14 protein-coding genes, 1 tRNA gene and 1 riboswitch are annotated in these 13,026 nt (G+C 58.7%); of the genes, 10 read left to right on the forward strand and 5 right to left on the reverse strand.

All coding sequences use genetic code 11. The features are described 5' to 3' along the window. Positions 1-68 precede the first annotated feature (68 nt). Together nrdR and glyA are read right to left on the reverse strand one after the other, a co-directional pair. A complete protein-coding gene (gene nrdR / locus D3870_RS11800) occupies positions 69-539 on the reverse strand; it encodes a transcriptional regulator NrdR (protein WP_119739322.1) in 471 nt (156 codons plus the stop codon). Between the two features lie 293 nt (positions 540-832). Beyond that, positions 833-2,080: a serine hydroxymethyltransferase gene (gene glyA / locus D3870_RS11805; protein WP_119739324.1), complete on the reverse strand. Its 1,248-nt coding sequence runs from the start codon at positions 2,078-2,080 to the stop codon at positions 833-835. A gap of 165 nt (positions 2,081-2,245) precedes the next feature. Continuing rightward, positions 2,246-2,350, reverse strand: a riboswitch (ZMP/ZTP riboswitch). Between the two features lie 125 nt (positions 2,351-2,475). On the opposite strand from glyA, the gene D3870_RS11810 reads away from it, so the two are divergent. The 9 genes from D3870_RS11810 to D3870_RS11850 all read left to right on the forward strand — a co-directional run bounded on the left by D3870_RS11810 (position 2,476) and on the right by D3870_RS11850 (position 8,652). Next, on the forward strand, positions 2,476-3,222 hold the full coding sequence (locus D3870_RS11810; protein WP_119739326.1) for an SDR family NAD(P)-dependent oxidoreductase: 747 nt from the start codon (positions 2,476-2,478) through the stop codon (positions 3,220-3,222). A gap of 65 nt (positions 3,223-3,287) precedes the next feature. After that, positions 3,288-3,707 (forward strand): tol-pal system-associated acyl-CoA thioesterase, encoded by a 420-nt coding sequence (ybgC, locus tag D3870_RS11815; protein ID WP_119739327.1) that lies wholly within the window; start codon positions 3,288-3,290, stop codon positions 3,705-3,707. Between the two features lie 85 nt (positions 3,708-3,792). Continuing rightward, positions 3,793-4,482, forward strand: coding sequence for a protein TolQ (gene tolQ, locus D3870_RS11820; protein ID WP_119739329.1), 690 nt, complete (start codon positions 3,793-3,795; stop codon positions 4,480-4,482). Next, complete coding sequence (locus tag D3870_RS11825) at positions 4,482-4,919, forward strand: ExbD/TolR family protein (RefSeq protein WP_119739331.1); 438 nt, start codon at positions 4,482-4,484, stop codon at positions 4,917-4,919. Before tolQ ends, D3870_RS11825 begins: the two co-directional genes overlap by 1 nt. Before the next feature lie 7 nt (positions 4,920-4,926). Beyond that, positions 4,927-5,877 (forward strand): cell envelope integrity protein TolA, encoded by a 951-nt coding sequence (gene tolA, locus D3870_RS11830; RefSeq protein WP_119739333.1) that lies wholly within the window; start codon positions 4,927-4,929, stop codon positions 5,875-5,877. Between the two features lie 6 nt (positions 5,878-5,883). Further along, entirely contained in the window at positions 5,884-7,155 is a 1,272-nt protein-coding gene (gene tolB, locus D3870_RS11835) for a Tol-Pal system beta propeller repeat protein TolB (RefSeq protein ID WP_119739335.1), read from the forward strand. A 36-nt stretch (positions 7,156-7,191) separates the two neighbouring features. Further along, positions 7,192-7,719 (forward strand): peptidoglycan-associated lipoprotein Pal, encoded by a 528-nt coding sequence (gene pal / locus D3870_RS11840; RefSeq protein WP_119739336.1) that lies wholly within the window; start codon positions 7,192-7,194, stop codon positions 7,717-7,719. A gap of 3 nt (positions 7,720-7,722) precedes the next feature. Continuing rightward, positions 7,723-8,472 (forward strand): tol-pal system protein YbgF, encoded by a 750-nt coding sequence (gene ybgF / locus D3870_RS11845; protein WP_119739338.1) that lies wholly within the window; start codon positions 7,723-7,725, stop codon positions 8,470-8,472. Positions 8,473-8,576: 104 nt separating this feature from the next. Next, positions 8,577-8,652 (forward strand) — tRNA-Lys (locus tag D3870_RS11850). Positions 8,653-8,870: 218 nt separating this feature from the next. On the opposite strand, the gene D3870_RS11855 is transcribed toward D3870_RS11850, so the two are convergent. Next, positions 8,871-9,716, reverse strand: a complete 846-nt coding sequence (locus tag D3870_RS11855; protein WP_119739339.1) for a hypothetical protein — start codon at positions 9,714-9,716, stop codon at positions 8,871-8,873. A gap of 418 nt (positions 9,717-10,134) precedes the next feature. On the opposite strand from D3870_RS11855, the gene D3870_RS22065 reads away from it, so the two are divergent. After that, positions 10,135-10,434 carry a hypothetical protein gene (locus D3870_RS22065; RefSeq protein ID WP_147375775.1) on the forward strand — a complete coding sequence of 100 codons (300 nt, stop codon included), beginning with the start codon at positions 10,135-10,137 and terminating at the stop codon, positions 10,432-10,434. A gap of 54 nt (positions 10,435-10,488) precedes the next feature. On the opposite strand, the gene D3870_RS11860 is transcribed toward D3870_RS22065, so the two are convergent. After that, positions 10,489-11,760 (reverse strand): L,D-transpeptidase family protein, encoded by a 1,272-nt coding sequence (locus D3870_RS11860; RefSeq protein ID WP_119739341.1) that lies wholly within the window; start codon positions 11,758-11,760, stop codon positions 10,489-10,491. Next, complete coding sequence (locus D3870_RS11865; RefSeq protein WP_340638442.1) at positions 11,760-12,836, reverse strand: nuclear transport factor 2 family protein; 1,077 nt, start codon at positions 12,834-12,836, stop codon at positions 11,760-11,762. Before D3870_RS11865 ends, D3870_RS11860 begins: the two co-directional genes overlap by 1 nt. Positions 12,837-13,026 lie beyond the last annotated feature (190 nt).

A 13,026-nucleotide genomic window follows, 5' to 3' on the forward strand; every position in this document is an offset into this window, starting at 1 on the left:
AAGTTGTTGTATTTGCAATATTTATGACAAAACAAAGCCGCCTTGCACATGCACGGCGGCTTCAATGACTACTTGCTGGAATGTTTGCGTTCGCGCCCGACTTCGGCGATCGCATCCTGAAATTCGGCAACGTCTTCAAAACTCTTGTAGACAGAGGCAAAGCGGATGTAAGCGATCTTGTCGAGACGCTTCAGTTCGCGCATGACGAGTTCGCCAATGTGGCCCGACAGGACTTCACGTGCGCCACTGGATAGCAGTTTTTCTTCGATACGATGAATGGCGGCATCTACCGCTTCCGCAGACACAGGACGCTTGCGCAACGCCAGCATGAGACTGGCGCGCAGTTTTGCCGGATCGAAATCGGTACGGCTTCCGTTCTTCTTGACGATGACCGGCATCGTCAACTCGATGCGCTCGTAGGTCGTGAAGCGCTTGTCACATGCGGCGCAACGACGACGACGGCGAATCGTATCCCCTTCTTCCGACACGCGCGTGTCGAGAACCTGGGTGTCTTCGTGATGACAAAAGGGACATTTCATGGTACTTGCTGCGAAGCAGAAGAAAGGAGTAATTAAAAAACTCGTGCAATATTACAATTAATTTATTGTCAATTCATTAATTTTTTGTTGCTTGGAAAAATTATCAAGTGTCCTCGCAACAATTCATGCACTGTTTGCGTCCACCAAGGGCTGTTGCCATGCAAAAGCACAAAACCGGAGCTCAAAATAAATGCTGTCCCGAATAGCATAAAAGCGGTGCGCTTCAGCCAATGGCAAGCGACCGCTTTTATCCGCTCAACCGATGCAATTATCGGCGCTAACGGTGCCCAGTATCACGCGCCGTAAACCGGGAAAGCGTCGGTCAATTTCTTGACTTCCGCTTTCACGCGTTCGATGGTCGCAACGTCATGCGGATTGTCGAGCACGTCCGCGATCAGATTGCCGACCTTGGTCGCTTCCGCTTCCTTGAAGCCGCGCGTGGTCATCGCCGGGCTGCCGAGACGGATGCCGGAAGTGACGAATGGCTTTTCCGGATCATTCGGAATCGCATTCTTGTTGCAGGTCATGTGGGCCGAGCCGAGGATGGCTTCCGCTTCCTTGCCGGTGATTTTCTTCGCGCGCAGATCGACCAGCATCACGTGCGATTCCGTGCGGCCCGACACGATACGCAGGCCGCGCGCAATCAGCGCCTTTGCCAGCGCGTCCGCGTTCTTGACCACTTGCTGCTGATACTCCTTGAATTCAGGCGCGAGCGCCTCCTTGAAGGCAACTGCCTTGCCGGCAATGACGTGCATCAGCGGACCGCCCTGGATCCCCGGGAAAATGGCCGAGTTGATCGCCTTTTCATGTTCCGCCTTCATCAGGATGATGCCGCCGCGCGGACCGCGCAGCGACTTGTGCGTAGTCGATGTGACGAAATCGGCATGCGGCACCGGATTGGGATAGACGCCGGCTGCGATGAGGCCGGCATAGTGCGCCATGTCGACCATGAAGTATGCGCCGACATCCTTTGCCACCTTGGCGAAACGCTCGAAATCGATGCGCAGTGCATAGGCGGATGCGCCCGCGATGATCAGCTTCGGCTTGCGCTCGTGGGCAAGACGCTCCATCGCGTCATAATCGATCTCTTCCTTGTCGTTGAGGCCGTAGGAAACCACGTTGAACCACTTGCCTGACATGTTCAGTGACATGCCGTGTGTCAGGTGCCCGCCTTCTGCAAGCGACATGCCCATGATGGTGTCACCGGGCTTGAGCATGGCGAAGAAGACGCCCTGGTTGGCTTGCGAGCCGGAGTTCGGTTGCACGTTCGCCGCTTCGGCACCGAACAGTTCCTTGAGGCGGTTGATGGCCAGCGTCTCGGCGACATCGACATACTCGCAGCCGCCGTAATAGCGCTTGCCGGGATATCCTTCGGCGTACTTGTTCGTGAGTTGCGAGCCCTGCGCTTCCATCACCGCAGGCGAGGTGTAGTTTTCGGAGGCGATCAGTTCGATGTGCTCTTGCTGACGCGTGGTTTCGTGCTGAATGGCGGACCAAAGTTCCGGATCGACTTTGGCGATGGTGTGGTCTTTTGCGAACATGAGAATCTCCAATCGATTAAATATGCAAAGTACGTTTGCTTCAAGCCTTTGCCAACAAGCGTTGTGCGCCCGCTCCGTCGGGAAACGCGGCAACTCTTGCCGGAAGCTCGGAATCGAATGAGGGCCATTGGGAAATGACAGGCAGCCTCAGTCGTGCGTTCCATTTGTGGCTGCCCAGGCGAACGGCTAGAGAATCTCACGTTCCCCGGTGGATATCCACCTTGTGCCGGAACCGTGGGCTCCGGTGTTTCGCCAGTCACGTGAGACGAAATGGTATTAAATTGTAAGGTAGCTGTCTGAATTGAGCAAGGAGCCCTACCCTTGGCACCCATGCAGACAGGCTGCTTTCCGCTACAATTTTGGCACCCCGCAAATTTTGCAGAAAAGGAAAATTCATGCTCGTTCTTATCACAGGAGCAAGCTCCGGTTTCGGCGCTGAAATGGCACACAAATTCGTCCGGCACGGACACAAGGTGATCGCCACCGCCCGCCGCAAGGACCGGCTCGACGCGCTGGCGGCAGAACTGGGCGCAGCGCTGCTGCCGGTGGAAATGGATGTCAGCAGCAAGGATTCCATCAACAATGCGCTTGCCGCGCTGCCTGCCGAGTGGCGGGAAATCGACGTCCTGATCAACAATGCGGGGCTCGCGCTTGGCGTCGCTCCGGCTCAACAGGCATCGCTGGAAGAATGGGAAACCATGATCGACACCAACTGCAAGGGCCTCGTCACGATGACGCGTGCGCTGCTGCCGACGATGGTTGCGCGCGGAAGCGGACTGGTGATCAACCTCGGCTCGATCGCCGGCACGTACCCCTACCCCGGCGGGAACGTCTACGGTGCAACCAAGGCATTCGTGGATCAGTTCACGCTCAATCTTCGTGCCGACCTGGTCGGCACCGGTGTACGCGCGACAAACATTGCGCCCGGTTTGTGCGGCGGCACGGAATTCTCCAATGTGCGCCTCAAAGACGATGCAGCAGCGGCCAAGGTGTATGAAGGCACGGTGCCGCTGACTGCCGGCGATATCGCGGAAGCAGCGTACTGGATTGCGACACTGCCGGCGCACGTCAATATCAACTACATTGAAATGATGCCGACCTGCCAGGGCTTCGCCCCCTTCAACATCAAGCGCAACGTCTGACCGCGCAAGTCAAACCAGGCAGTGTGCCGACATTGCGGCGGCACACTCGGATTATCAAATTGAAGATGCACGAAAATTTCATCTGGCCCGTCCGCGTTTACTACGAAGATACGGACGCAGGCGGCATTGTCTTTTATGCAAATTATCTGAAGTACTTCGAACGCGCGCGCACCGAATGGCTGCGCGCTGCAGGCGTGAGTCAGCAAGCATTGACAGAATCACATCGCGTGATGTTTGTGGTAAAGAGCACTGCGGTCGATTATCATGCTCCAGCGAAATTAGATGATGAACTGAAACTGACTGTCGTAGTCGAAAAACTTGGACGCGCGTCGGTACAGTTCATGCAAGAATGTTGGCGCATGAATGGATCGCAAACGCAATTGCTCACCAGCGGACGGATCAAGATCGGTTGTATCGATACCGAGGCATTCCGCCCCAGTCCAATCCCGGATGAAGTGCTGGTGAAAATAAAACACTCCGGCTGACTTCTCGCTGCTGCGCATTCGGCCTGACAAGAATCGCGTGGCACGTCCCGCGAATACAATTTGCCCATCACCGTAACAAATCACCATGACTGTCACACAAGATTTATCCTTCATCTCGCTCATCTCCAATGCCTCCCTGCTCGTTCAATTGGTGATGGCATTGCTGCTGCTGGTTTCGGTGATGAGCTGGACGTATATTTTTCGCAAGATGTTCGCCATCAAAAGCGCACGCGTGCAGACGGAAGAATTCGAGCGCGCCTTCTGGTCGGGCGGCAACCTGAACGCCTTGTATGACGAGGCAACGTCGAACCGCCGCAAGAATGGCGCGCTGGCGCGCATTTTCGAATCCGGCATGAGCGAATACAACAAGGTGCGGGCATCCTTCGCCAACAGGAACCAGGTCGATCCCGGCAGCATGATCGACGGCGCGCGCCGGGCGATGCGGGCGGCATATCAGCGCGAAATGGATGCGCTGGAATCGCATCTCGCCTTCCTCGCCTCGGTCGGCTCGGTATCGCCTTACGTCGGCTTGTTCGGCACGGTGTGGGGCATCATGAATGCGTTTCGCGGCCTGGCGAATGTGCAGCAGGCGACGCTCGCATCGGTTGCGCCGGGCATTGCCGAGGCACTGATCGCGACGGCGATCGGCCTGTTTGCGGCGATCCCCGCGGTGGTGGCGTACAACCGCTATTCGCACGATATCGACCGGCTGGCGATCCGCTTCGAAAGCTTCATCGAAGAGTTCTCCAACATCTTGCAACGGCAGGCGCGCTGATGGCGAATTCGAGCATGCGCGGCGGGCGCAGCCGCAAGTTCAAGGCTGAAATCAACGTCGTACCCTATATCGACGTGATGCTGGTGCTGCTGGTGATTTTCATGGTCGCCGCGCCGCTGACCAATCCGGGCGTGATCGACCTGCCCACTGCCGCCAGATCCGCGCTGCCGCCAACCGAATACATCCAGATCGCATTGAAGCCGGATTCCGCGGCAACCATCGGCGTCAGCGGCCAGAAGAGCGGCGGCGCGCAAAGCGAGAAGGCGGCGAACCGTGCTGCATTGCTGCAAAAGCTGCGTGCAATCCATGATGCGAAACCCGAGCTGCCGGTGATGATTTCGGCGGACAAGGACATCAAGTACGACGAAGTAATCCAGATCATTTCGGAAGCGAAAAAACTCGGCGTGGACCGTGTCGGACTCGCAACCAGGCAATGATGGTTCCATGACAGACGCAACTCCCTACACCGTACCGAAAGAGCCCGGCCGCTGGCGTGCAATCACGCTCGCGGCATTGGTGCATCTTGCGCTGCTGGTCTTTCTCTGGATCGGCATCCGCTGGCAGAACGAAACACCGGTCACGATCGAGGCCGAAGTGTGGAGTCCGCAGGTACGCGAAGCCGCCCCGCTTCCCGAGCCACCGACAGAGCCGCAACCGGAACCCCAGCCCGTCATCAAGGAAACTCCTCCGCAGGTCATCGAGCGCCCGGTCGAAAAACCCGAGTTGAAGCAGCCGGACATCGCGCTGGAACAGGAAAAGAAGCGCAAGGCGGAACTGGAGAAGAAACGTCTTGAGGAACAACGCCTCGCGGAATTGAAAGAGAAGAAACGCCTCGAAGAACAGCGCCTCGCAGAGCTGAAGGAGAAAAAGCGCCTCGAGGAAGAACGGCTGGCGCAGCTGAAGCAGAAGCAGGATGCCGAGGACAAGCGGCTTGAAAAGGAAAAGTCCGAGAAGGCGGCCCTTGCAAAGAAAGCCGCCGAAGACAAGAAACGCAAGCAGGACGAGGCGGATGCAAAGCTGCTGGCAAAGATGCGTGACGAGGACATGCGCCGCATCACGGGCGGCGTGACCGGGACCGGCGGCAGCGGCGACGCTCCCAAGTCGCAAGGCGGCCGCGGCGACGGCAGCTACGCGCAGCGCGTCGCCGCCAAGATCAAATCCAACATCACTTTCAACACCCCCGAAGGCATGGATGGAAATCCGGCTGCGGAGTTCGAAGTCAACCTGCTGCCCGACGGATCGGTGGCAGGAATCCGCAAGCGCAAATCCTCCGGCATCCCCGGATTCGACGAGGCAGTCGGCAGGGCCATCGAGAAATCGCAGCCCTACCCGAAGGACAAGACAGGCAGCGTTCCTTCCAGTTTTATCGGAATCCACAAACCGAAAGACCAGTAAACAGCTATGACAAAAAAATCCTTTCTGCGAGCATTTGTTGTGCTTGGCCTGACGATCGGCAGCATGGCACATGCGCAATTGCGGGTCGAAACCTCCGGCGTCGGCGCAAGCCAGATCCCGATCGCGATCGCCGCCTTTGCCGATGAATCGATCGCGCCGCAACAGGCGAGCGCAATCATCAAGGCCGACCTGGAACGCAGCGGCTTCTTCAAGGTCATCGATACCGGCAGCGTGATGTCGGAGACCACGCCGGTCAATTACGGCGAATGGAAATCGCGCGGTGCCGATGCACTCGTCGTCGGCAGCGTCCAGCGCCTCGCCGACGGACGCTTCGACGTGCGCTACCGGCTGCTCGACACGCTCAAATCATCACAGCTGTCAGGCTTCGCGCAAGTCGCGGGGCCGGATCGGCTGCGCGTGTCGGCGCACAAGATCGCGGACGACATCTATGAAAAACTGATCGGCGTGCGCGGCGCGTTCGCCACCCGCATTGCCTACATCACCAAGGCCGGCAAGGAGTATCGGCTGGAAGTCGCCGATTCCGATGGCGAAGGCACGCAGATGGCGTTGCGCTCGAACGAGCCGATCATCTCCCCCGCCTGGTCGCCGAACGGCAGCAAGGTGGCCTATGTCTCCTTCGAGAACAAGAAACCGGTCGTCTACGTGCAGGATCTGGTGACGCGCCAGCGCACGATCGTCGCGAACTACAAGGGCAGCAATTCCGCGCCGTCATGGTCGCCGGACGGCACGCGGCTTGCGCTGGCATTGTCGCGTGACGGCTTGACGCAGGTGTTTGTGGTCAATGCGGACGGCACGGGCTTGCGCCGTCTATCCAACACCAACGGCATCGATACCGAGCCGCAATTCTCGGCCGACGGCAACAGCATTTATTTCACCAGCGATCGCAGCGGCGGCCCGCAAATCTACAAGATGAGCGCAAGCGGCGGCGAGGCGCAACGTGTCACCTTCAACGGCAGCTACAACATCAGTCCGCGCATCTCGCCCGACGGCAAGTCGCTGGCCTATATCTCGCGCCGCGATGGACGCTTCCAGCTGTACGTGCTCGATCTGACCAATGGCCAGGAACTGCGATTGTCAGACACGGCCAAGGACGAGTCGCCCAGCTTCTCGCCCAATGGCAGATACATCATGTACGCCACCGAATCCGGACGCCGCGGCTCGCTCGCGGTGGTGTCGGTTGACGGCCGCGTCAGACACCGATTGACAACCCAGACAGGCGACATCCGTGAGCCTACCTGGGGACCGTTCATGAAATAATCCGTCTTTACAACAGCATTTGATGAGGAGAATTCAATGCGCACTTTTACAAAACTGACTCTTATCGCTTCCAGCGTCGTGCTGATGGCCGCCTGCGGCTCGTCGGTCAAGCTGGATGACAAGGCAAAGGTCGAGGAACGCAGCGGCACCACGCCGGTGTCGACCGCCGATGCCCGCACCGTCGCTCCGGTCAGCACCGGCTCGACCGATCCGCTGAATGATCCGAAAGGCGTGCTCGCCAAGCGCAGCGTCTACTTCGACTTCGACAGCTACATCGTCAAGGATGAATTCAAGCCGCTGGTCGACGCTCACGCCAAGTACCTGGCATCCAACAAGGGCCGCAAGATCCTGATCCAGGGCAATACCGACGAGCGCGGCGGCAGCGAGTACAACCTCGCACTGGGCCAGAAGCGCGCCGAAGCCGTTCGCAAGTCGCTGTCCCTGCTGGGCGTGCCGGAATCGCAGATGGAAGCGGTTTCGCTGGGCAAGGAAAAGCCGAAGGCGACCGGCAGCGATGAATCCGCCTGGGCAGAAAACCGTCGTTCCGACATCGTTTATCAATAAGCCATGAAAACATTCGTGAAATCTTCGATCGCCGCAGCCTTGCTGGCTGCAACCTCCTTCGCGCCGATGCAGGCGAACGCCGCCCTGTTCGGCGATGACGAAGCGCGCAAGGCGATCCTCGACATCCGTGCGCGGCTTGACAACATGCAGAATGAAATCAATGCCAAGGCGGACAAGGGCAGCAGTCTTGAACTGAACAACCAGAACGAGCAGTTGCGTCAGGAAATTTCCAGACTGCGTGGACAGATCGAAGTGCTCACGAATGAATTGGCGAACACGCAGAGGCGGCAGAAGGATTTCTATGTCGACCTCGACAATCGTGTGCGCAAGATGGAGCCGCAACAGGTCACCGTCGATGGCAAGGAAGTGAGCATCGCACCGGCCGAGCAATCGGCCTACGACGTGGCGCTGGCGCATTTCAAGGCTGGCGACTACAAGAATGCCGGCGCGTCGTTCTATGAATTCACGCGCCGCTTCCCGCAGTCGGGCCTGGCGCCGTCGGCGCAATACTGGCTGGGCAATACGTATTACGCGCAACGCGACTATCGCAACGCCATCACGGCGCAGCAGGTCGTCGTCAAGAATTTTGCGGACAGTCCGAAGGCAGCCGATGCATTGCTGAATATCGCAAGCTGCCAGATGGAACTGAAGGACAAGCCGGCAGCGAGGAAGACCATGGAAACGCTGATTGCCCAGTATCCGGAGTCGCCTGCGGCGCAGACTGCCAAGGATCGCCTCGCGGCACTCAAATAAAAACGGCACGCAGAAGTCGTGCACCGCCAACCTCAACCTTGAAGTTTCTCAAGAGTGGTGTATTTGACAGAGGGCGCGAAGTCTCTTTATAATCTTGGTCTTTCGGGTCGTTAGCTCAGTTGGTAGAGCAGCGGACTTTTAATCCGTTGGTCGCAGGTTCGAGTCCCGCACGGCCTACCAGAAATGCGAAGGGCTTGGGTTTTCACCCAAGCCCTTTTTGTTTTTGCGTCATGCATCAATACGCGACGCGAACGCTGCCGATCCTTGATTCAACCGCATTCACGGCGGATCGGGCGCAGCAGTTGCGCTGCCATCAAGCGTCTCCCCAGGCATTATCCGCCCCTCATAACAAGACCGTCGCGACGCCCGTCGCCGACGGAGCCTGCTTTTCATCAGCCTCAAAACAAGCCGCCGTGCTTTTCATACGAGGGGCAGCCATCCTTGCCCCACATGCCGTTGCATATATCCCACTTGCAGCGCTCTTTCAGGATGAAGTTGGACGCCTGTTCGCATTGCGCCAGCAGCACCCGTTTGCTGGCGGGCTTGCTTGATGTGCTTTTCACACTGCCCGGTGCCGGTTGCTTGCTGTCATTTGCGGCACCGTTGTCAGCCTTTCTTTTTAACTCCTCGGCTGCCTGTTGCTTGATGCGCTCTATTTCGCGATCCTTCGCGGTCTTGGATGCCGGGCTCTTCTGCGGTGCCTTTGCGACCTTTTTCTGGCTTGGCGCAAGCGATGGCGGGATTGGCGGTGCGGTTAGACTCGGCACCTCGGCCGTTTCCACCGGCTTCCGCTCCTCTACGCCAGACGAATGCGCAGGCACCTCGGATGCCGGGCCGGTCGCGCGGCCGCTTGCCGTGTCTTGCGGCTGCGGGTTTACAGCAGTGGCTGCGCGCGGCGCAAGCGATGTCGTCTGCGCGTCCTCCGCCGGCGGTTTGCCGTCATAGGGAAGCTCACCGGAACTGATTCCCGAGCGCGCGGCTGCAGGAGACGTTGGTTCGCTCGCTGACCGAGGCGCATCGACTGGATCTTTCGATGGTACGGCAGCAACAGTGGCTGCATTCCCGGACGTTTTCTTCAGCCACGAAGTCGCGAACAGTCCGGCCGCCGCTCCGAAGGAAAAAATGCCGATCAGCATCGCCAGAATCGAAAGCCGCCGGATCGATTGCGGACTGAGTTGCCGCATCGTGCGCGCATGCGGATTTCCGGTACCAGGGGAGGTATTGGCAGTGGGCACATCATCCATGCGCTTCGCGCCCGATTCGGGAATAAAGGGCTCGACGCGCCGGGACCGTGTCCTGTCCGTACGCGGGTTATCCATCCGTCCGTGCGCAGATGTCGCCACGTGTGGACGAGACCTTGCATTCTCTTTCAATGGAGGGGAAATCTGTGCCATCAAGTTGACTGCCTTCGATCGTCGGCCCGCACGAAACGCCAATGAGTCCTTCATGCAAATACCCGCCATTGCTTCTCTGCGCTTGGCAGCGGTACAAGTGACGCTGCCCGCGCTCGCGCACGTCGGGTGTGTTAGCCGGCGCGATTGACGCCTTGCAGGCAATACAAGCGCGCACCGCTTCGGTGTTTTCCACGCTGCAAAACGGGCATTGCATTGCTGTTCGGCCTTGTCCTTCCATGCGAGGGTCTTACCGTACAGCGAGCCGAGCTTGAAGAACGGCAAGCGGGCCGAATTTTCGCCACAAGGGTTCGCGCTTAACAAAGGGCGACTGCCGGAATGGCGTGTCCGGAATTGCCTCGCGCAATCGCCTTCAAGGGGCTACCGTGCCGCCAATCAATGTCAAAGACCAGCCTGCCCGCAGTTTTTGCAAGCCTTTCGCCAGATTTTAAAAAATGGGGTGGAGCGACTTTTGATTCGCATCACATTGCAGTGTGATGAACGGGATGGAACGGGGAAAACTTTGCAATCGGGATGCATGCTGGATGATTGCGTGTTCGCCAAAGCATAACGGCTGCCTGATCGGCAGCCGTTGCATGGGTTCAATGTATTTATTTCTCGGCAATCAAAGATTGAGCTCGTACACAATCTTCCAATGGTTGCCCTCCTTCGCCCAGTACTGGCGTTTGCGCGTCGTGCTGGTGCTTTTGCTCTTGCCGATCTGCGCATTCTGGGTGAACGTCATGACAATCATGTCGTCGCGCCCCGGATAGAAGAAGGTCGTGGTGTCCTTGAGTTGCAGGCTAAGAGCCTTTACGCCGTTGAGGAATTGATGCTGCCTTGAAAACCAGGTTTCCAGGTCCTCGCCCTTATCCGACTTGAACTGGCGCGAGTAATTTGCCATCAAGCGCGACATGTTCAGACTCTCGGCGTCGCGACGCCATTCATCGATCAATCTGGCGGCAACATTGCGGTCGTTATTCCATTTCGTGCGGCTGACGAACTCGATGCTTTCGCTGATCACGACCGGGGTCTTGCCGACTTCGACCGAAGCGGTCAGTCTGTGCAGGTCGGGATTGGTCAGCACCACGCAGCCGTCGGACGACAGCGGCGGCCGGCTGAAGCTGTCGGACGGCGTGCCATGCAGCCAGATGCCCGAGCCGCTGCGGCCGTTGAGCTTGTCCCACTCGTTCGGGTAGTTGATCGGCAGCGCACCGGGGCCGTAGAAATCCGGCAGGCGCGCGCCCGGCAGATGGCCGGTGATGTAATACACGCCGATCGGCGTCTTCTGGTCGCCTTCCTTGAATTTGTTGACGCCGAACTTGCCCTGGCTGATGTAGTAATCCGTCACGAACTTCAGGCGGTCGCCCTGGTTCTCGTAGACATAGAGCCGCGAACGCTTGGCATCCACCACCAGCACATTCTTCTGGTCCTGCCGCAGTTGCAGAACGGGGCGCGGCACAAGATCCGGATCGGGACGTTCGCGCAGCGACTTCAGGCGCACCATGGCTTCGTCGCGCAGGTTCTTGAGCCTTTCATCGGAAGGATTGCCGATCGCACCGAGCGTGGTGACTGGCCTCGTATGCATCAGCAGCAAGTCGCCGCGAATCAGGTGGCCGAGCCGGAAATTCGGATAAGCCTCGACCAGCGCGTCTGCCTTTGCCTGGGCCTGACGCAGATTATTCGCGCCAAGTTCCTTGTAGACGCCGATCAGAAGCACTTCGGGATCGGGTTTTTCCGCTGGAGCCGGATTGCGAACGACAGCAGCCTTGGCCTTTGCCAAGGCCGGCAAAGGCAGATGCCAGGCGCCTGCCGTCAGCAGGCAGGTCAATCCCAGAATCAATAATCGCTTGCCGCCGGATTTGTTCGGGCGGCAGTTTGTTTCGAAGCAAAACATCACCTGCCTGTTTGCTCCTGCTTGATTTGCCACTTGCCGCCCTGTTTTGCCAGTACCAGGATCTTGCGCGTGTTGGCCGTCAATTGATCCGACACATAGACCTGGCGGAATTTCACCGTTGCCGTGTTGCCTTGCACCGTCGCCCGCGCTTGCTCAACCTTGACGCTGATGCGGCCCTTGCCGGCGATACGTGAACGCCGTTCTTCTTCCCAGGTTTTGCGCGCCTGCCCGCCCGGCACCTGGAAATCGCTGCCGTAGAAATTGAGATAGCCCTTCACATCCTGTGAACTCCACGCCTTGGCCCAGCCGTTCACCACAGCCATTACATCGTCGAGTTCGCCATTGTTGGCGGCGGGCTTCGCTTCCTGTTTGGCCGGCTCGGATTTCGCCGCCGGAGTCTTGGCTGCCGGAGCGGTCGGCGCAAGCGCGACCTGGTTGGCGGCTGCGGACTGGGCGGGCCTGGCCGATGCTGCGGCGGTCTTGGACGCGGGCTCTTGCGCTGGCTTGGTCACGGGGGCCGCCGCTGTCTGCGAGGCGGGTGCTGTGCTCGCAACCTTCGGATTCGTGCCGCCGGTCGTGTTGCCCACCAGCGTACGAACCAGTGTCAGTTTCGATTTCGCGGCGGAGTTGCCGGAATCGAGCTGCAAGGCTTTGTCATACGCCTGGCTGGCGAGCTTTGCATGAACGTCGCCGAGGTTTTCGTAGGCGGTCGCGTAAGTCGGGTTGGTGCGGATTGCGGAATCCAGCGCGGCGCGCGCCTTGTCATATTGACCGCTGGCGGCGTAGAGCACGGCCAGATTGTTGTACGGTTCAGGCAGTGCGGGGAAATCCTCGGTCAGCCTGGTGAAGATCGTGATCGCCTCCGCCGGCTTGTTTTGCTCGGTCAGGATCACGCCCTTCAGGAAGCGCATCTGCGCATCGCGCGGGTTCTTGGCGAGAAACGCGTCCGCCTTGCCCAAGGCTTCCGCGTACTGGCCGCCACGCACGAGCTTGGTGACGTCCGCCATCTCGTCCGCGAAGGCGGGCGCGGCGAACAGGGCCGCCGCCAGCGCCGACAACGCGACAGCTTTGTCCAAGGCAGGACGCAGACGGACGTTCAAGATGCGTGAGGTGATGATCATGATTGACTTTGTATTGTTTTGATGAAAAAAGAAGCCCGCGATTGGTCTGCATCCTGCCAGAACCGATTGCAGGTTTCCGCAATGCGGGCAGTCAGCGGACAGTGAAAAGTGTCATTTCAGACAGCGGCTGCCGTATGCGCCCTTC

The organism is Noviherbaspirillum cavernae, from assembly GCF_003590875.1.
Taxonomy (GTDB): domain Bacteria; phylum Pseudomonadota; class Gammaproteobacteria; order Burkholderiales; family Burkholderiaceae_D; genus Noviherbaspirillum; species Noviherbaspirillum cavernae.